Origin of the sequence: Micromonospora sp. NBC_00330, assembly GCF_036136635.1 — a bacterium.
GTDB classification, from domain to species: domain Bacteria; phylum Actinomycetota; class Actinomycetes; order Mycobacteriales; family Micromonosporaceae; genus Micromonospora; species Micromonospora salmantinae.
Window position 1 is genome coordinate 2,176,524 of sequence record NZ_CP108012.1, and the last position, 19,473, is coordinate 2,195,996.

Genomic DNA, 19,473 nt, shown 5'->3' on the forward strand with positions numbered 1-19,473 from the left:
CGCCCAGGCCCGCCGGGTTCCTCGTGCTCTGAGAGGGAACGTCTACCGGGTTGGCGGCGGTGCGGCCAGAGGAGCGCTAATTCGCTATCCGGTGGCCGGAGCGCAGTGATACACAACCGAGGTGCAGAACATTGTGGATTTCCCCGAGGTCCTGCGGCTGATCGAAGACCGCTCGGCCGCGTTCCGCGCCGCGATCGCGTCCGCCCCCGACCTTGACGTGCAGGTCCCGACCTGCCCGGACTGGACGCTGCACGAACTCGCGCAGCACCTCGGCGACGGCCGCCGCCGCCAGGCCGCCATCATCGCGGCGGGCCCGGGCGCCGAGCCCCCGGCGAGGACGGACCCGAAGGGCGCCCCGACCGCGCCCCGCGACCGCGAAGCCCTGGACGCCTGGCTCGCCGAGTCGACCGAGCTCATGCTCGACGCGATGCGCGACGCCGGCCCGGACCGTGGCTGTTGGACCTGGTGGGGTCGCTCGCAGGCCCCGCAGACCAGCGGAGCCGTGGCCCGGCACCAGATCCAGGAGCTGGCCGTCCACACCTACGACGCCCAGCTCACCCAGGGGGCCGCACAGCCGCTGCCGACGGACGTCGCGGTCGAGGGCGTCGACGAGTTCCTGACGACCGTCGCGGCGACGACAGTCCCCTGGCCATTCACGCCGGCGACCATCGACCTGCACACGACCGAGGGCCGCTCCTGGCGCCTGACCCTCAACGCCGACGGCGTCCGCTGCGACGACCTCCCCGCCGGCGCGGAACCGGGCGACATGGCGATGCGAGGCGCAGCGAGCGAACTGGTCCTCTACTTCTACGACCGCGTCCCGCTCGACGGCCTGGAGACCACCGGCGACACCGAGCCGATGGAGCAGCTCGCAGACTGGGACCCCAACGCGTACTAGCCCAACGAGCGCGCGATCTCGATCGCCTCGGCCTTGGTGAGGGTGCCCTCGAGCCGGTAGCTCACGTCGTCGTCCTGCCAGATCAGGGTCGAGGCGGCCAGTCGGGCGGTCTCCCTGCGGATCCCGCCCGCCCGGTCCACGTAGGACAACACGTGTGGGCCGTCGACCCAGACGGCGAAGTCGCCGTTGACCTGAACCCAGTTCGCGCCCGGCGGGGTGACCTCCTTGTGGAAGGCCAGGTCGAGGCGACCGTCGAACGCGTCGACGCGCAGCGCGCCCCCGTCGTAGAGCAGCGTCGCCACCCGGTACCGGCCCGTGGCGTCCGGGTCGGCCACCAGCACCTGCTCGGGTGTGCCCAGCATCGCCGGCAGGCGGATCGGGAACCGCACCGCCCGTTGCGCCTCGTCCAGGGCGACGGCCCGCTGCCCGGGCAACGGCGACGCGGTGCCGGCGGGCCGCGTCGGGGCGGGCGAGGTGGCGATGCTGACCCCGGCGAAGCGCAGCAACCCCGTGACGACGTCGGCGATCGCGGCCCGCGTCGGCGGCAACAGCGCCACCAGCAGGGCCACGAGCGCCACCGCGGCGAGCGACCGCCACCGGCGCCTCCGGGGCGCGGGCGTGCCGAGTCGTACGCGCACGCGGGCGGTCACGTCGGGTGGATCGGGGGTGTCCAGCCAGGCGGAGAGGTCGCGCAGTTCGCGTTCGAGGTCACCCATGCCGGACCTCCTCACGGTCGAGCAGGCCGCGAAGCTTCGCCAGCGCCCGGGACGTACGCGACTTCACAGTGCCCCGGGGCCAGCCCAGAGCCGCCACCGTCTCCTCCTCGGTGAGATCGAGGAAGAACCGGCAGACGATCACCTCGCGGTCCCGTACCGGCAGTTGTCGCAGGGCCTGCACCAGCGACGCCCGGCGCTCCCCGGCGAGGACCGCGCCGACCGCGTCATCCTCGGCGACCTCGGACGTCGGGTCCGCTGCCGCCGCCCGCAGGACGAGCCCGTCGCGCCGACCACGGGAGCGGTGCAGGTTGCGGGTCTCGTTCGCGACGATCGCGAGCAGCCACGACCGGAAGGACGCGTCACCCCGGTAACGTGACAGCTTCCGGTACGCCTTCACGAACGCCTCCTGGATGACGTCCTCGGAGTCCGAGCCCGCGCCGAGCAGCACCGCGGTCCGGTACGCGGACGCGGTGTGCCGGGCGACCAGGAGGTTGTACGCCTCCAGGTCACCTGCCCGAGCGCGGGTGACGAGCGCCTCGTCGTCCAGGGGAGCCTCCGTTCGGATCACACTCATGACACCGCCCACCCGCCGTGGGTTCCACAGGGATTTCCCGGCGCAGGTCAGCTCTCTCCCATCCGGCGTGCAGCGTATTGCCAGGAACCGGTGCTGCACTGGAGGGACGTCGAGGAGAGGGGCGGGGCATGAGCTGGTTCAACCGCCGGTCACGGGGTGCCGAGGCGACCCCGACGAAGCTGGACCGGGAGGCGACCCGCGACGACCTCGCGGCGCTGGAGGCGTTCGTGGCCACTCGGCGCGGGGTGGAGTTCTACCTGGAACCGGAGACGACCGCGACGGACACCACTGTGGTGGCGATCGCCCACGACGGCGAGTGGATTCGCCGCCGTACCGGAACGCCCCGCGCGGCCGGTTCCATCGCCCGCAAGCACGCGGTGCCACTGTACGAGGCGGCGCGCACCGGCTACCCGGAGCGGATGCGGACCTGGAGCCGGGCCCACCCGGAACGCCACGCCCGCTGATCGGCTGAATCGTCTACGACATCAGCTCCAAAGGGGCCGCCTGAACGCTCCGCCCCCCGGCCACGGGCCCAGTCCGCGAGGCCGATCAACCAGTTCGCCCAGCCCGCCGTTGCGGCGAGAGGCATCACCCGCGCGCCGATATTTCCGCAGGTCAATGTGGTGAGCGTGGTCGGGTGGTGGTGGGGTCCGCGTTGACCGGTGGCGCGGCGGTGTGGCAGCATTCGCGGCCTGACGGCAGTGAAGGAAGTCGGTGCGAATCCGACGCGGTCCCGCCACTGTCACCGGGGAGCGATCCCCCCTCGTGAGTCACGGCCGTGTGTCTGCGGTTGGAAGGCCGGGGGAGAGCGTTGATCCGGAAGCCAGGATACTTCGGCCGTCGGGACGTACCCCAGGGCGTGGACACCCGAGGAGGACCCGATGACGCACGGCGTCTCATTCATCGACGATTATCGTCGTATCGCGCTGCAGGCAGTGCGTTCCAAGGACACCGGCCACCGGCACCGCTGAGCTGATCGCCCGGCGCTGACCGGCCCCGACGCATGCGTCGGGGCGCTGGTCGCGCGGGCCGTCGTACCGGCCGACGCCGTACCCACCCGCATCGCCCCGGTCGCCCCCGTGAGGGCCCAGGGCGTCACTTTCCGGAGCCTGCCGTGCGCATCCTGCTGCTGTCCACCGCCGACACCGACCTGCTGGCCGCCCGCGCCAGCGGCGCCGACTACCGGCTGGCCAACCCCGCCCGAGTCACCGCCGAGGAGGTGCCCGCCCTGCTCGACGGGGTCGCCCTCGTCGTCGTACGCCTGCTCGGCGGTCGGCAGGCGTGGCCGGACGGCCTCGCCGCGGTACTCGCCACCGGCGTGCCGACGGTAGTGCTCGGCGGTGAGGCGCTGCCCGACGCGGAGCTGATGGCCATCTCCACAGTGCCGTCCGGGGTGGTCACCCAGTCGCTGGCGTACCTGGTGGAGGGCGGCCCGGACAACCTGGGGCAGTTGGCCCGGTTCCTCTCCGACACGGTGCTGCTCACCGGCGAGGGGTTCGCCGCACCCGCGCCCACCCCGGCGTACGGCGTGCACGGCGAACACCCCGCCGACCCGGATCGGCCCACGGTGGGGATCGTCTTCTACCGGGCGCATGCCCTCGCCGGCAACACCGACTTCGTCGACGTGCTCGCGGACGCGGTCCACGACGCCGGCGGCAACCCGCTGCCGATCTTCTGCGGCTCGTTGCGCGGGCTGACCGCTGGCGCCGGCCCGCTCGGGCTCTTCGCCCGCTGTGACGCGCTGCTGGTCACGGTGCTGGCGGCCGGCGGCGCGGTCGCCGCCGACGCCTCCGGTGGCGGCGACGAGGACGCCTGGGACGTCGGAGCCCTGGCCGCCCTGGACGTGCCGGTCATCCAGGCGCTCTGCCTCACCAGTACCCGCGCGCAGTGGGCCGACAGCGACGCCGGCCTGTCCCCGCTGGACGCCGCCATGCAGGTGGCCATCCCCGAGTTCGACGGCCGGATCGTCTCCGTGCCGTTCTCGTTCAAGCAGATCGACGCCGACGGGCTCTCGGTCTACGCCGCCGACCCCGAGCGGGCCGCCCGGGTCGCCGGGATCGCGATGCGCCACGCCCGGCTGCGGTACGTGCCGCACGCCGACAAGCGGGTCGCCGTGGTGCTCAGCTCGTACCCCACCAAGCACTCCCGGGTCGGTAACGCCGTCGGGCTGGACACCCCGGCCTCGGCGGTCCGGCTGTTCGCCGCGCTGGCCGAGGCCGGCTACGACCTGGGTGACGCGCCACCGCCCGACGACGGCGACGCGCTGATCCACGCGCTGATCGCCGCCGGTGGTCACGACGTGGAGTGGCTCACCCCGGAGCAGTTGGCCGCCGCCGAGGCCCGTGTTCCGGGGTCGACGTACCAGCGCTGGTTCGACCAGGTCCCGGCCGAGCTGCGCGAACGGATGAGGGAGCACTGGGGTGAGCCGCCGGGCGAGCTGTACACCGAGGGCGCCGACATCGTGCTCGCCGGGCTGCGCTTCGGCAACGTGGTGCTGCTGATCCAGCCGCCCCGCGGCTTCGGGGAGAACCCGATCGCCATCTACCACGACCCGGACCTGCCGCCCAGCCACCACTACCTGGCCGCGTACCGCTGGTTGACAGCGCCGGTCGCGGACGGCGGCTTCGGCGCGGACGCCGTGGTGCACCTGGGTAAGCACGGCACCCTGGAGTGGCTGCCCGGCAAGGGCCTCGGCCTGGCCGCGGACTGCGCGCCCGACGCGGTCCTCGGCGACCTGCCGCTGGTCTACCCGTTCATCGTCAACGACCCCGGCGAGGGCACCCAGGCCAAGCGGCGGGCGCACGCCGTGGTCGTCGACCACCTGGTCCCGCCGATGGCCCGCGCCGAGACCTACGGCGACCTGGCCAAACTGGAACAACTGCTCGACGAGTACGCGACAGTGCAGGCCCTCGACCCGGCCAAGGTGCCCACCGTGCGGGCCCAGATCTGGGACCTGGTGCGCGCCGCCGAGCTGCACCACGACCTGCACGCCGAGGCGATGCCCGACGCGGACGACTTCGACGACTTCGTGCTGCACCTCGACGGGTACCTGTGCGAGGTCAAGGACGTGCAGATCCGCGACGGGCTGCACATCCTCGCCGACGCGCCCACCGGCGAACCCCGGGTCAACCTGGTCCTGGCGGTGCTACGCGCCCCGCAGATCTGGGGCGGCGCCCGGGCCCTGCCCGGCCTGCGACAGGCCCTCGCCGTCGCGTACTCCCTCGACGAGCAGGAGCTGCTCGCGTCGCCGGGACAGCGACTGGCGCTGCCCGCCGCGCTGACCGACGTGGTGGACGGGCCGGCCGGCACCGCCGCCGACGCGATCGACCTCATCGAGGCCCTCGCGCGGCGGCTGGTCGTCGGCATGGAGACCCTGGACTGGGCCGTGGACACTGTCGACGCCGTGGTGGCGGAGGTGACCGGTCGGCCGATCCCGGACGTCGCCGCGGTGCTGCACTTCGCCGCCACCGAGCTGGTGCCCCGACTGGACCGGACCACCGACGAGCTGACAAACACCCTCGGGGCGTTGGACGGCAGGTTCGTGCCGCCCGGCCCGTCCGGCTCACCCACCCGGGGCCTGGTCAACGTGCTGCCCACCGGCCGCAACTTCTACTCCGTCGACCCGAAGGCCATCCCCAGCCGCAACGCCTGGGACGTCGGGGTGGCCCTCGCCGATTCGCTGCTGGCCCGACACCTCGCCGACACCGGGGCGTACCCCCGCTCGGTGGGGTTGACGGTGTGGGGCACCAGCGCGATGCGGACCCAGGGCGACGACATCGCCGAGGTGCTCGCGCTGCTGGGCTGCCGGCCGGTCTGGGACGACAGGTCCCGGCGGGTCACCGGCATCGAGGTGGTGCCGACCGCCGACCTGGGCCGCCCGCGCGTCGACGTCACAGTGCGCATCTCCGGCTTCTTCCGCGACGCGTTCCCGCACGTGGTGGCGCTGCTCGACGACGCCGTCCGGCGGGTCGCCGCCCTGGACGAGCCGGACGAGGAGAACTACCTGCGGGCGCACGTCGCCGCCGACCTCGCCGAGCACGGCGACGAGCGGCGGGCCACCGCGCGGATCTTCGGCTCCAAACCCGGCGCGTACGGCGCTGGGCTGCTGCCCCTGATCGACGCCCGGACCTGGCGCAGCGACGCCGACCTGGCCGAGGTGTACGCGGTGTGGGGCGGCTACGCGTACGGCCGGGGCCTGGACGGGCGGGAGGCGCGCGCCGACATGGAGCGCTCGTTCGCCCGGATCGCGGTCGCGGTGAAGAACCAGGACACCCGCGAGCACGACATCGTCGACTCCGACGACTACTTCCAGTACCACGGCGGGATGGTGGCGATGGTCCGCCACCTCACCGGCACGTCACCGCAGGCGTACGTGGGTGACTCGGCGATGCCGCACGACGTGCGCACCCGCACCCTGGGCGAGGAGACCCGACGGGTGTTCCGTGCCCGGGTGGTCAACCCGAAGTGGATCGCCGCGATGCGCCGACACGGCTACAAGGGCGCGTTCGAGCTGGCGGCCACAGTGGACTACCTGTTCGGCTACGACGCCACCGCCGGTGTGGTCGACGACTGGATGTACGAGCACCTGGCCGCCGCGTACCTCTTCGACGAGACCACCCGGGAGTTCCTGGAGAAGTCCAACCCGTGGGCGTTGCGCGGCATCACCGAGCGGCTGTTGGAGGCCGCCGACCGGGGGCTGTGGGCCAAGCCGGAGCCGGCCACCCTCGACCGGCTGCGCGACACGTATTTGGCCAGTGAGGGCGACCTGGAGGACCGGGCATGACCACTACCTACCCGTTCAGCGCGGTGCTCGGCATGGCCGACATGCGGCTGGCGTTGCTGCTCAACGCGGTCTCGCCGGCGATCGGCGGGGTGCTGGTCCGGGGTGAGAAGGGGACCGCCAAGTCGACCGCCGTGCGGGCTCTCGCCGCGCTGCTGCCTCCGGTGCGGCGGGTGGCCGGCTGCCGGTTCGGCTGTGACCCGGCCGAGCCCGACCCGGTCTGCCCGGACGGCCCGCACCCGGCCGAAGCCGCCGCCGAGACCCGTCCGGCCCGCCTCGTCGAGCTGCCGGTGGGCGCCGCCGAGGACCGGGTGGTCGGCGCACTGGATCTGGAGAAGGCGATCGGCGAGGGGGTACGCGCCTTCGAGCCGGGCCTGCTCGCCGCCGCGCACCGGGGTGTGCTCTACGTCGACGAGGTCAACCTGCTGCACGACCACCTCGTCGACCTGCTGCTCGACGCGGCGGCGATGGGCCGCAGCCACGTCGAGCGGGAGGGCGTCTCGGTCAGCCACGCGGCGCGGTTCCTGCTGGTCGGCACGATGAACCCGGAGGAGGGGGAGCTGCGCCCGCAGCTGCTCGACAGGTTCGGGCTCACAGTGGAGGTGGGCGCCAGCCGGGACCCGGAGATCCGGGTCGAGGTGGTCCGCCGCCGGCTGGCCGCCGACGCGGACCCGGTCGGCTTCGCCGCCCGCTGGGCCGACGCCGACGCGGAGATCGCCGGCCAGGTGGCCGCCGCCCGCCGTCGACTTCCCGGGGTACGACTGCCGGACGCCGCGTTGCGGCAGATCGCCGAGGTGTGCGCGGCGTTCGACGTGGACGGGATGCGGGCCGACATCGTCACCGCCCGTACCGCCCTCGCCCACGCGGCCTGGCACGGCCGGGACCGGGTCACCATCGACGACGTACGGGTGGCCGCCCGGCTGGCCCTGCCGCACCGCCGCCGCCGCGACCCGTTCGACACCCCGGGGCTGGACGAGAAGCGCCTCGACGAGGCGTTGCAGCGCGCCCAGGATGCCCACCCCGACGACCCGGACGACGCCGGCCCCGACGACAGTGGCCCGGACGGCGGCGGCCCGCAGGGCGGTGGCCCGGCCGGTGGCGGTGGCCCGAACGGGGGCGGACCACACGAGGGCGGCCCGAGTGGCGGCGGACCGCAGGGCGGCGACGGCGTCGACCACTGTGAGCCCGGGTCGACGGAGCACTCTGCGGCGCGGAGCGGCGCTGGCCCCGACGGGCGCACCGACGGCCCGGACGGCACCGACGGCTGGCCGCAGCGCCAGCCGGGCGACCGGGGCGACGACGACGGCTGGCCGCAGCACCAGCAGGGCGGCGACGGCCGGAACTCGCGTCCGCGCGGTGGCCGGCAATCGGCGACCGGTGCCGACGACCCGACCGGCGGCGGGGAGTCCCAGCCGGTGGCCGTACCCAAAGGTGGGCTGAAGGCGCGGGTGCTCACGGCGCCCGGCCTGGGTGACGGGGTGCCGGGCCGACGGTCGCGGGCCCGCACCGGGCGGGGCCGCACCACCGGCGCCCGGGTGCCGGCGGGTCGGGTGGGCGCGCTGCACCTGCCGGCCACGATCCGCGCCGCCGCGCCGCACCAGGCGGCCCGGGGCCGGGTCACCGGTCCACTGCGACTGCGCCGCGACGACCTGCGCGAGGCCGTTCGTGAGGGGCGCGAGGGCAACCTGGTGCTGTTCGTGGTGGACGCGAGCGGCTCGATGGGCGCCCGGCAGCGGATGACCACGGTGAAGGACGCGGTGCTCGCCCTGCTCACCGACGCGTACCAGCGGCGGGACAAGGTAGCGGTGATCGCGTTCCGGGGTGGCGGCGCCCGGACCCTGCTGCCGGCGACCTCGTCGGTGCTGGCCGCCTCGACCCGGCTGGCCGAGCTGCCGACCGGCGGGCGTACGCCGCTGGCCGAGGGGCTGCTCGCCGCCGCGGACCTGTTGCGGGTGGAGCGCCTGCGCGACCCGAAGCGCCGCCCACTGGTCCTCATCGTCACCGACGGGAGAGCCACGGCGGGCACCCGCCCGCTCGACCGGGCGGCAGCGGCAGCCGCCGTCCTGGCCGCGACCGGGGCTCCGTGCGTGGTCGTCGACTGCGAATCCGGCCCGGTCCGCCTGCACCTGGCCGCCCGCCTGGCCACCCAGCTCAGGGCCCCCCGAACCCCACTGGAAGCCCTCACCCACCCCCGCGATCATGCACTTCCTGTCGCGGCATAACGGACCAAACACACGTATGACCAACAGAAACCGCAAGATCGCGGGAGAGACGGGCGCGGGAGTGCCCGCGGGACGGGGGACGGGCTGATGCCGCAGGGACAACCGAGTTCGGTGCCCGCTGACGGGTTGACGACCCGGCAGCGGCGGCACCGGCCACTGCTGATCGTCCATACCGGACAGATGAAGGGAAAGTCGACGGCGGCCTTCGGGCTCGCCCTGCGGGCCTGGACCGCCGGGCTGCCGGTCGGGGTGTTCCAGTTCGTCAAGAGCGCCAAGTGGCGGGTGGGGGAGGAGAACGCCTTCCGGGCGCTCGGCGAGGTGCACGAGCGCACCGGCCAGGGCGCGCCGGTGGCCTGGCACAAGATGGGCGAGGGCTGGTCCTGGATCCAGCGCGGCGGCGACGCCGACCACGCCGCCGACGCCCTGGAGGGCTGGCGGCAGATCCAGCGTGACCTGGCCACCGAGCGCTACGGGCTGTACGTGTTGGACGAGTTCACCTACCCGATGAAGTGGGGCTGGGTGGACGTCGACGAGGTGGTCGCCACCCTGGCTGAGCGCCCCGGCTTCCAACACGTCGTGATCACCGGCCGGGATGCCGACCCACGCCTGGTCGCCGCCGCCGACCTGGTCGCCGAGCTGACCAAGGTCAAGCACCCGATGGACGCCGGCCAGAAGGGCCAGAAGGGCATCGAGTGGTGAACGCACACTGGGCGCTGCCCCGGGTGGTGGTCGCCGCCCCGGCCAGCGGCCACGGCAAGACGACGGTGGCCACCGGGCTGCTCGCCGCGCTGCGCCGACGGGGCCTGACGGTCAGCCCGCACAAGGTCGGCCCCGACTACATCGACCCCGGCTACCACGCCCTCGCCTCCGGGCGACCCGGCCGCAACCTCGACCCTTTCCTGGTCGGGGCCGACCGGATCGCCCCTCTGCTGCGCCACGGCGCGAGCGTCCCCACGCCCGCCGACATCGCAGTGGTCGAGGGCGTCATGGGCCTGCACGACGGCGCGGTGGGCCGCCGCGACTACGCCTCCACCGCGCACGTCGCCCGGCTGATCGAGGCACCCGTGCTGCTGGTGTTGGACACCACAGCGCAGGGCCGGTCGGCCGCCGCGCTCACCCTCGGCATGGCCGCGTTCGACCCGGCGGTACGGATCGGCGGGGTGATCCTCAACCGGGTCGGCTCGCCCCGGCACGAGACGCTGTTGCGCGACGCCCTCGCCGAGGTGGGCGTACCGGTGCTCGGGGCGGTGACCCGCGCCGCCGAGGTGGCCGCGCCGGCCCGGCACCTCGGCCTCGTCCCGGTCGCCGAGCGGGCACCCGAATCCGTCGCGATCGTCACCGCGCTCGCCGAACTGGTCGAGGCCACAGTGGACCTCGACGCCGTGCTCGCCCTGGCCCGGACCGCCCCGCCGCTGACCACCAGGGCGTGGGACCCGGTCGCCGCCGTCGGTGGGCCGGCCGGCGTCGAGCGACCACGGGTCGCCCTCGCCGGTGGTCCGGCCTTCACCTTCTCGTACGCGGAGACCGCCGAACTGCTCACCGCGGCCGGCGCGGACGTCGTCACCGTCGACCCGCTGCGTGACCCGGCGCTGCCCACCGGCACCCGGGCGGTGGTGATCGGCGGCGGCTTCCCCGAGGCGTACGCCCAGACGCTGGCCGACAACACAGCGCTCCGCACCGAGCTGGCCGACTTCGACGGGCCGATCGTGGCCGAGTGCGCCGGGCTGCTCTACCTCGGGCAGTCCCTGGACGGGGTGCCGATGTGCGGTCGACTGGACCTGACCGCCCGGATGACCGACCGGCTCACCCTCGGCTACCGGGAGGCCCTCGCCGTCACCGACTCCCCGGTGGCACGCGCCGGCGAGCCGGTACGCGGCCACGAGTTCCACCGCACCACCACCGACCCGGAGCACGGCGACGCGCCGGCGTGGCGCTGGAACGACACCGGGCACGGCTTCGTCGCCGGTCGGGTGCACGCGTCCTACCTGCACACCCACTGGGCCGGTCACCCGGACGCGGCCCGTCGACTGGTCGAGGCGTGCCGATGAGCGCCGAGGCCACGCTCACCGGGGTCGGCGTCGGCCCCGGCGACCCCGAACTGCTCACCGTCAAGGCGGTGCGGCTGCTGCGCGAGGCCGACCTGGTCTTCGTACCCGTGATGGCGGACCGGGTCGCGCCCACCGCGACCGCCGGTGCGACGCCGCCGGGTGCGGACGCCGGGCGGGCCGAGGCGACAGTGCGCTCCCACGTCGCGGCGGAGCGGCTGCGCCGGCTGCCGTTCGCGCTGGACGACCGGGGTGGGGTCACCGCGCGCCGGGCAGCCGCCTGGGACGACGCCGCCCGGGTGGTGGTCGAGGCCATCGACGCGGGCGCACGGTCCCTCGCGTTCGCCACCATCGGCGACCCCAACGTCTACTCCACCTTCGGTTACCTGGCCCAGAGCGTCCGCGCGCTGCGCCCGGCGGTGCGGGTGGCGACAGTGCCCGGCGTCACCGCCATGCAGGAGTTGGCGGCCCGCAGCGGCACCCCGCTCTGTGAGGGACGCGAACCGCTCACCCTGCTGCCGGCCACCGCGGGCCTGGCGCTCTTCGCCGACGCCCTCGCCGGGCCGGGCACCGTCGTCACCTACAAGGGCTGGCGGCGGCACCCGGAACTGCTCGCCGAGCTGCGCCGGCAGGGTCGCCTCGCCGACGCCGTGCTCGGACGCAGCCTGGGGCTGCCCGGTGAACGGATCGGGCCGGTCGACGACACCGAGCACGACCTGCCGTACCTGTCGACGCTGCTGGTTCCGGCCCGCCGCGAACACCGAGGAGGAAAGCTGTGACCAGCGACGGCAAGGTGTGGTTCGTCGGAGCCGGCCCGGGGGCGGCGGACCTGCTGACACTGCGGGCCGCCCGGGTCATCGCCGAGGCGGACATCGTGATCTGGGCGGCCAGCCTGGTGCACGTCGACGTGCTCGACCACGCCCGCCCCGGGGCGGAGATCGTCGACTCGTCGCAACTGCCCATCGAGGGTGTGCTGCCGCTCTACCGACGCGCCGCCGAGCAGGGGTTGACAGTGGCCCGGATCCACTCCGGAGACCCGGCGTTGTGGGGCGCGGTGCAGGAGCAACTGGACGTGTGCCGGGCGCTCGACCTGGCCGTCGAGATCGTGCCCGGGGTGTCCTCGTTCACCGCCGTCGCGGCGATCGTCGGACGCGAGCTGACAGTGCCCGAGGTGGCCCAGTCGGTCATCCTCACCCGCCTCGAGGGCGGCAAGACCCCGATGCCGCCCGGCGAGCGGGTCCGCGACTTCGCCCGGCACGGCACCACGATGGCGCTGTTCCTCTCCGCCGCCCGCTCCGGGCAGGTGCAGGCCGAACTGCTGGCCGGCGGCTACCCGGAGGACACCCCGGCCGTGGTGGCGTACCAGGCGACCTGGCCCGACGAACTGGTGGTCCGCTGCACGGTCGGCACCCTGGAGGCGACTGTCAAGCAGCACAAGCTGTGGAAGCACACCCTCTTCCTGGTCGGCCCGGCCCTCGCCGCCGAGGGCACCCGCTCGCACCTCTACCACCCCGGGCACTTCCACACCTTCCGCCGGGCCGAGCCGGCCGCCCGCGCCGAGCTGCGCCGCCAGGCCGGCGCCCGCACCGGGGGGACGGCCACACCGGGGCACACACCATGACGTACGCCGAGCCGCCGCTGCGCGAGCCGGACCTGCCGCGTACCGCGAAGGTCCGGCCCACAGCGCTGCGCACCGGATGGACCACCGGCGCGTGCGCGACGGCGGCGGCCAAGGCCGCTGTCACCGCCCTGGTCACCGGCACCACCCAGCAGGAGGTGGAGATCGGCCTGCCCGCCGGACGCCGGGTGCGCTTCGGAGTGGAGCGCTGCGAGGTGACCGGCACGCCACCGGTCCGCGCCGAGGCGGTGGTGGTCAAGGACGCCGGGGACGACCCCGACGTCACCCACGGCGCCGAGCTGACCGCCACAGTGAACTGGACCGACGTCCCCGGCCTGCGGCTGGCCGGTGGTGCCGGCGTCGGCACCGTCACCAAGCCCGGCCTCGGGCTCGCGGTCGGCGGCCCAGCCATCAACGACACCCCCCGCCGGATGATCGGCGAGGCGGTGGCCGAGGTGGTCGACCTCAGCGAGGTCGGCGTCCGGGTGGTGATCAGCGTGCCCCGGGGCGAGATCATGGCCCGCAAGACCACCAACCGCCGGCTCGGCATCCTCGGCGGCATCTCGATCCTCGGTACCACCGGGATCGTCCGCCCCTTCTCCACCGCGTCGTGGCGCGCCAGCGTCGTGCAGGCCGTGCACGTGATGGCAGCCCAGGGCGAGCCGACGGTGGTGCTCTGCACCGGCGGGCGTACCGAGCGGGCCGCCCGCGCGCTCCTGCCCGACCTGCCCGAGGTCTGCTTCGTCGAGGTCGGCGACTTCACCGGGGCCGCGGTGACCGCCGCCGTGGGTGACGCCATGACCGGGGTGGTCTTCGTCGGCATGGCCGGCAAGCTCGCCAAACTCGCGGCCGGCATCCTGATGACCCACTACACCCGCTCCACTGTGGACCTCTCCCTGCTCGGCGCGGTGACCGCCGAGGCCGGCGGTGACCCGTCGCTGGTCGCCGCCGTGACCGAGGCGAACACCGGGCGGCACGCGTACGAGCTGTGGGAGGCCGCCGGGCTGCTCGCCCCGGCCGGCGACCTGCTCTGCCAGCGGGTCCGCCAGGTGCTGCGGCGCTTCGCCGGGCCGACGGTCACCGTCGACGTGGCGATGGTCGACTTCGCCGGGGCTCACGTCGTCGCCTCGTCCGGCCGGTGGCCCCGATGACGCCGTTGACCCCGGTGACCGCCGTGACAGTGGTCGGACTGGACGCGGCGGGCGCACCGCCGCACCCCGCGCTCGCACCGGTGCTGGCCACCGCCGGGCTGGTGGTCGGGGCCGCCCGGCACCTGGCCGCGGTGCCCGTACCGGCCGGCGTGGACACCGTCACCCTCGGGCCGCTCGCCCCCGCCCTGCGCCGCCTCGCCGAGGCCGTCGCCGCCGGGGTGCCGGCCGTGGTGCTGGCCAGCGGCGATCCCGGCCTGTTCGGCATCGTCCGGCGGCTGCGCGCGGCCGGGCTGCCGCTGCGGGTGGTGCCGGCGGTGTCCAGTGTGGCCGCCGCGTTCGCCCGCGCCGGGCTGCCCTGGGACGGCGCCGCAGTGGTCACCGCGCACGGGCGCGACCCCCGCGCCGCAGTGAACGCCTGCCGGGCGCTGCCACTGGTCGCGGTGCTCACCGCACCCGGCGCCGGCGCGGCCGAACTGGGCGCCGGCCTGATCGGCTGGTCCCGCCGTCTGCTGGTCGCCGAGCACCTGGGCACCGCCGCCGAACGGATCCGCGCGGTGACCCCCGAGCGGGCCGCCGCCGAGACCTGGGCCGACCCGCACGTCCTGCTCAGCCTCGCCGACCCCGTACCCGCCCCGCCCGCCGACGCCCCGTCCGATCGGGGCACGGCCGGCGGCATGCGCGCCGACAATCAGCCCGCCGCCGCGCCGGCTGACGGCTGGGCGCTGCCGGAGGACCGGTACGCCCACCGCGACTCCATGATCACGAAGTCGGAGGTGCGCGCCCTCGTCGTCGCCCGGCTGCGGCCCCGACTGGGCCGGCTGGTCTGGGACATCGGGGCGGGCAGCGGCTCGGTCGGCATCGAGTGCGCGCTGCTCGGCGCGGCAGTGCTCGCCGTCGAACAGGACCCCGAGGCCGGCGCCACCGTCCAGGCCAACGCCGCCGCGCACGCCGTGCACGTCCGGCTGGTTGCCGGACGCGCCCCGGCGGCGCTGGCCGACCTCCCCGAGCCCGACGCGGTCTTCGTCGGCGGTGGCGGCGTCGACGTCCTCACCGCCGTGGTGGCCCGCCAACCCGAGCGGGTGGTGCTCACCCTGGCCGCACTGGACCGGGTCGCACCGGCAGTGGGTCTGCTGCGCGCCGCCGGCTACACGGTCGAGGGCAGCCAGCTCTCCGCCGCCCGCCTCGCCGACCTGCCCGGCGGGTCGATCCGCCTCGCGGCCACCAACCCGGTGGTCGTCCTCACCGGGGAGCGCCAGTGACCGACCAGAACCCGCCCGCCCGGATCGGCCTGGTGGCGGCCACCGCCGCCGGCCGCCGGCACGCCGACACAGTGACCGCCGCCTGGCCGCACGCCCGGCTGGTCGAGGCCGAGACCGTCGCCGACGCGCTGCGGACCGCCTGGGCCGGGTGTGACGCGGTCATCGCGTTCCTGGCCACCGGGGCCGTGGTGCGGATCGTCGCGCCGCTGCTCGACGACAAGCGCACCGACCCGGCGGTGGTGGTCGTCGACGAGGCCGCCCGGCACGCCGTGGCGCTGCTCGGTGGGCACGCCGGCGGGGCCAATGCGCTCGCCGAGCAGGTCGCCGCCCTACTGGACGCCCGACCGGTGATCACCACCGCCACCGACGCGGTCGACCTGCCGGGGTTGGACACCCTCGGCTGGCCCGTGCAGGGCGCTGTCGCCGCGGTGTCCCGGGCCATCCTGGACGGCGAGCCGGTCCGGCTGATCGCCGACGCCGACTGGCCGCTGCCCGCCCTGCCGCCGAACGTGCGCGCCGCCGACGAGGACCCGACGGACGACGGGTACCGGCTGCTGGTCACCGACCGGGTCGTCTCACCCGACGAGCGGACCGCCGTGCTGCGACCGCCGTCGCTGGTCGCCGGCGTGGGCGCGAGTCGGGGCGTACCCGCCGCCGAGGTGACGGAGCTGCTGCACCGGGTGCTGGCCGAGGCCGGCCTCGACCCGGCGAGCCTGCGCTGCCTGGCCACCGCCGACATCAAGGCCGACGAGGCGGGCATCCGCAGCACCGCCGACGCGCTCGGCGTACCCCTGGTGACCTGGCCGGCGACGCGGCTGGCGACGGTCGACGTGCCGCACCCCAGCGAGGTGGTCCGCGCCGCGGTCGGCACGCCGAGCGTGGCGGAGGCCGCGGCCCTGCTCGGCCCGGACGGCCGGGCCGACGACGCGACGCTGCTGGTGGGAAAGACAGCGACGGCGATGGCCACCGTCGCGGTGGCCCGGCACGCGCCACGCGGCCGGCTGGCCGTCGTCGGCCTCGGGCCGGGCGCCACCGACCTGCGCACCCCCCGGGCGGTGGCCGAGCTACGTCGCGCCGCCGTGGTGGTCGGCCTCGACCAGTACCTGGAGCAGGTCCGCGACGTGCTCCGCCCCGGCACCAGGGTGCTCTCCAGCGGGCTGGGCGCGGAGGAGGCGCGGGCACGCGCCGCCGTCACCGAGGCCGCCGCCGGCCGGGCCGTCGCGCTGATCGGCTCCGGCGACGCCGGGGTGTACGCGATGGCCAGCCCAGCCCTGGAGTACGCCGACGAGCGCATCGACGTGGTCGGCGTGCCCGGCGTCACCGCCGCCCTCGCCGCCGGGGCGTTGCTCGGCGCGCCGCTCGGCCACGACCACGCCTACCTGAGCCTCTCCGATCTGCACACCCCGTGGGACGTCATCGAGCGGCGGGTGACCGCCGCCGCCGAGGGTGACTTCGTGACGCTGTTCTACAACCCGCGCAGCCGAGCCCGCGACTGGCAGCTCGGCAAGGCGCTCGGCATCCTCGCCGCGCACCGGCCCCCGGACACCCCGGTGGGTGTGGTGCGCAACGCCAGCCGCCCCGGCGAACGGGTGCACCTCGCAACCCTGGCCACGCTCGACCCGGCCATCGTCGACATGTACAGCGTCGTGGTCGTCGGCAGCAGCGACACGAGGCTGGTCGCCGGCCGGATGGTCACACCCCGGGGGTACCGATGGCGCTCGTGACGATCGACGCCTGCCAGGGCTGCGGCGCCTGCCTGCTCACCTGCCCCACGCACGCGATCCGACCGGTCGCCGGTGGCCTCACGGTCCGCGCCGACCGGTGCACCGGCTGCCTGGAGTGCCTGGAGATCTGCCCGGTCGACGCGATCCGCGTCGTCGCTGACCCTGACGCGATCCGCGTCGTCGAGCCCGACCCCTGTGAAGGAGCCCGATGAGCCGGGTGGTGCACCCCATCGAGGCCGAGTCGTACCGCATCCTGCGCGAGCGCGTCGACCTGTCGCACCTGCCACCGCTGAGCCGCGCGGTCACCGAGCGGGTGGTGCACGCCAGCGCCGACCTCGCGTACGTCGACGACCTCGTGTGCGACGAGGCCGCCCTGGAGTCGGGGCTGGCGGCGCTGCGCGCCGGGGCGCCAGTGGTCACCGACGTGGCGATGGTCGCCGCCGGCATCACCCGGGCCGGCCTGGAGCTCGTCTGCCCGGTCGCCGAGCCGGCCGCCGCCGCGCTTGGCCTTTCGGCCGGGATCACCCGCTCGGCGGCGGCCATCCGGATCGCAGTGGAACGGGTCGGCCCGGGCGCGGTCTGGGTGGTCGGCTGCGCGCCCACCGCGCTCGTCGAACTGCTCACAGTGGACGCCGCACCGGCGCTCGTCGTCGGCCTGCCGGTCGGCTTCGTGGGCGCCGCCGAGTCGAAGGCGGCGCTGCGGGCCAGCGGCCTGCCCGCCGTGTCCAACGTGGGGGAGAAGGGTGGCTCGGCGGTCGCCGCCGCCGCCCTCAACGCCCTGCTCTACGTCGAGGAGAAGTCATGACCGGGTTGGTCATCGTCGGGCACGGCACGCGCAGCGCGGCCGGGGTCGAGCAGTTCGCCGCTCTCGTCGAGCGGGTCCGCGGTCGCGGTGACATCGGCGACGTCGAGGGCGGCTTCATCGAGCTGTCCCGCCCACCGCTGACCGACGCGGTCGGCGCTCTCGTCGCCCGGGGGCACCGGGCGTTGGTGGCGCTGCCGCTGGTGCTCACCGGCGCCGGTCACGGCAAGGGCGACATCCCCGCCGCGATGGCCCGGGAGCAGCAGCGCCACAGCGGGCTGAGCTACCGCTACGGCCGCCCGCTCGGCCCCCACCCGCTGCTGCACGACGCCCTCGAACAGCGCATCGACGCCGCACTGGCCGGCGCCGACCGGGCCGACACGGAGCTGGCTGGTACCGACCGGGCCGGCACGTGGGTGGCGTTGGTCGGGCGGGGGTCCACCGACCCGGACGCCAACGCCGAGGTCGCCAAGGTCGCCCGGCTGCTCTGGGAGGGACGCGGCTACGCGGGCGTGGAGCCGGGGTTCATCTCGCTGGCGCAGCCGTCGGTGCCGGCCGTGCTGGAGCGCCTGCGCCGCCTCGGCGCGCGGCGGATCGTGGTGGCGCCGTACTTCCTGTTCGCCGGGGTGCTGCCGGACCGGATCGTCGCCCAGTCGGCGGAGTTCGCCGCCGCCCACCCCGACCTGGACGTCCGCGTCGCCGAGGTGATCGGCGACTGTGACGCCCTCGCCGACCTCGTCCTGGAGCGGTACGCCGAGGCGCTGGGCGGGGACATCCGGATGAACTGCGACACCTGCGCGTACCGGGTGTTGATGCCCGGCTTCGCGGACAAGGTGGGTCGCCCGCAACGCCCGCACGACCACCCCGACGACCCGGTCGGCCACCACCATCACGGGCACGGACACGACCACCACGACCACGGGCACGCACACCATGGGCACGACCACGGCTCGGTCGCCGTGGTCGGCGGCGGGCCGGGGCCCGACGACCTGATCACGGTACGCGGAAAGGCGCTGCTCGACGCGGCGGACGTCGTGGTGGTCGACCGCCTCGCCCCGCAGGGGCTGCTCGCCGGGCTGCGCCCCGACGTGCTGGTGGTCGACGCCGCGAAGGTGCCCCGTGGCCCGTCGATGGCCCAGGAGGCGATCAACGAGGCACTGGTGTCGCACGCCCGCGCCGGTCGCCGGGTGGTCCGTCTCAAGGGTGGTGACCCGTACGTCTTCGGGCGCGGCCACGAGGAGGTGCTGGCCTGCGCGGCGGCCGGTGTGCCGGTGACGGTGGTGCCCGGGGTGAGCAGCGCGCTCGCCGCACCGGCCCTCGCCGGCGTGCCGGTGACGCACCGGGGCGTGGCGCACGACGTCACAGTCGTGTCGGGGCACCTGCCGCCCGGGCACCCCGACTCGCTCGTCGACTGGGCGGCGCTGGCCCGAGCCCGGGGCACCGTCGTGCTGCTGATGGCCGTCGACACCATCGCCAAGATCGCGAACGTGCTGATCGAGCACGGTCGTGCCCCGGAGACCCCGGTGCTGGCCGTGCAGGACGCCGGGCTGCCCGACCAGCGATCGGTGCCCGCCCGGCTGGACGAGATCGGCGCCGTCGCCGCCCGGGAGGGCGTCGGCCCACCCGCCGTCTTCGTCCTCGGCCCGGTGGTGGCCCTCACCACCACCGGGCCGACGGGATGACG

General features: G+C 75.0%; 16 protein-coding genes and 1 riboswitch. Of the genes, 14 read left to right on the forward strand and 2 right to left on the reverse strand.

What is annotated here, in order from left to right; translation table 11 throughout:
• The first annotated feature begins 121 nt into the window (after positions 1–121).
• Positions 122–898, forward strand: a complete 777-nt coding sequence (locus OG598_RS09540; RefSeq protein ID WP_328654076.1) for a maleylpyruvate isomerase N-terminal domain-containing protein — start codon at positions 122–124, stop codon at positions 896–898.
• Here the strand turns inward: OG598_RS09540 and OG598_RS09545 are convergent.
• The gene (locus OG598_RS09545) at positions 895–1,614 is read right to left on the reverse strand and encodes a hypothetical protein (protein WP_328654077.1); all 720 of its coding nucleotides are present in this window, start codon (positions 1,612–1,614) and stop codon (positions 895–897) included. The genes OG598_RS09540 and OG598_RS09545 overlap by 4 nt on opposite strands.
• Positions 1,607–2,188: an RNA polymerase sigma factor gene (locus OG598_RS09550; protein ID WP_328654078.1), complete on the reverse strand. Its 582-nt coding sequence runs from the start codon at positions 2,186–2,188 to the stop codon at positions 1,607–1,609. Before OG598_RS09550 ends, OG598_RS09545 begins: the two co-directional genes overlap by 8 nt.
• A 128-nt stretch (positions 2,189–2,316) precedes the next feature.
• Between OG598_RS09550 and OG598_RS09555 the strand changes: the two genes are divergently transcribed.
• The 13 genes from OG598_RS09555 (at position 2,317) to cobA (ending at position 19,471) form a co-directional block, all read left to right on the forward strand.
• Positions 2,317–2,652, forward strand: a complete 336-nt coding sequence (locus OG598_RS09555; RefSeq protein WP_124859681.1) for a hypothetical protein — start codon at positions 2,317–2,319, stop codon at positions 2,650–2,652.
• Positions 2,653–2,867: 215 nt separating this feature from the next.
• Positions 2,868–3,044, forward strand: a riboswitch (cobalamin riboswitch).
• Positions 3,045–3,302: 258 nt separating this feature from the next.
• Entirely contained in the window at positions 3,303–6,971 is a 3,669-nt protein-coding gene (cobN, locus tag OG598_RS09560; RefSeq protein ID WP_328654079.1) for a cobaltochelatase subunit CobN, read from the forward strand.
• Complete coding sequence (locus OG598_RS09565) at positions 6,968–9,190, forward strand: magnesium chelatase subunit D family protein (RefSeq protein ID WP_328654080.1); 2,223 nt, start codon at positions 6,968–6,970, stop codon at positions 9,188–9,190. Before cobN ends, OG598_RS09565 begins: the two co-directional genes overlap by 4 nt.
• Positions 9,191–9,277: 87 nt before the next feature.
• Positions 9,278–9,889: a cob(I)yrinic acid a,c-diamide adenosyltransferase gene (gene cobO / locus OG598_RS09570; RefSeq protein ID WP_328654081.1), complete on the forward strand. Its 612-nt coding sequence runs from the start codon at positions 9,278–9,280 to the stop codon at positions 9,887–9,889.
• Positions 9,883–11,238, forward strand: coding sequence for a cobyrinate a,c-diamide synthase (locus tag OG598_RS09575; protein ID WP_328654082.1), 1,356 nt, complete (start codon positions 9,883–9,885; stop codon positions 11,236–11,238). Before cobO ends, OG598_RS09575 begins: the two co-directional genes overlap by 7 nt.
• Complete coding sequence (cobI, locus tag OG598_RS09580; protein ID WP_328654083.1) at positions 11,235–12,014, forward strand: precorrin-2 C(20)-methyltransferase; 780 nt, start codon at positions 11,235–11,237, stop codon at positions 12,012–12,014. Before OG598_RS09575 ends, cobI begins: the two co-directional genes overlap by 4 nt.
• Positions 12,011–12,856, forward strand: coding sequence for a precorrin-4 C(11)-methyltransferase (gene cobM / locus OG598_RS09585; protein WP_328654084.1), 846 nt, complete (start codon positions 12,011–12,013; stop codon positions 12,854–12,856). The genes cobI and cobM overlap by 4 nt, the downstream gene beginning before the upstream one ends.
• Entirely contained in the window at positions 12,853–14,004 is a 1,152-nt protein-coding gene (locus tag OG598_RS09590; protein ID WP_112672120.1) for a cobalt-precorrin-5B (C(1))-methyltransferase, read from the forward strand. The genes cobM and OG598_RS09590 overlap by 4 nt, the downstream gene beginning before the upstream one ends.
• Positions 14,001–15,263: a precorrin-6y C5,15-methyltransferase (decarboxylating) subunit CbiE gene (cbiE, locus tag OG598_RS09595; protein ID WP_328654085.1), complete on the forward strand. Its 1,263-nt coding sequence runs from the start codon at positions 14,001–14,003 to the stop codon at positions 15,261–15,263. The genes OG598_RS09590 and cbiE overlap by 4 nt, the downstream gene beginning before the upstream one ends.
• Entirely contained in the window at positions 15,260–16,987 is a 1,728-nt protein-coding gene (cobJ, locus tag OG598_RS09600; RefSeq protein WP_328654086.1) for a precorrin-3B C(17)-methyltransferase, read from the forward strand. The genes cbiE and cobJ overlap by 4 nt, the downstream gene beginning before the upstream one ends.
• On the forward strand, positions 16,975–17,199 hold the full coding sequence (locus OG598_RS09605; RefSeq protein ID WP_328654087.1) for a DUF362 domain-containing protein: 225 nt from the start codon (positions 16,975–16,977) through the stop codon (positions 17,197–17,199). Before cobJ ends, OG598_RS09605 begins: the two co-directional genes overlap by 13 nt.
• Positions 17,196–17,792 (forward strand): precorrin-8X methylmutase, encoded by a 597-nt coding sequence (locus OG598_RS09610; protein ID WP_328654088.1) that lies wholly within the window; start codon positions 17,196–17,198, stop codon positions 17,790–17,792. The genes OG598_RS09605 and OG598_RS09610 overlap by 4 nt, the downstream gene beginning before the upstream one ends.
• The gene (gene cobA, locus OG598_RS09615) at positions 17,789–19,471 is read left to right on the forward strand and encodes a uroporphyrinogen-III C-methyltransferase (protein WP_328654089.1); all 1,683 of its coding nucleotides are present in this window, start codon (positions 17,789–17,791) and stop codon (positions 19,469–19,471) included. Before OG598_RS09610 ends, cobA begins: the two co-directional genes overlap by 4 nt.
• Positions 19,472–19,473: the final 2 nt, after the last annotated feature.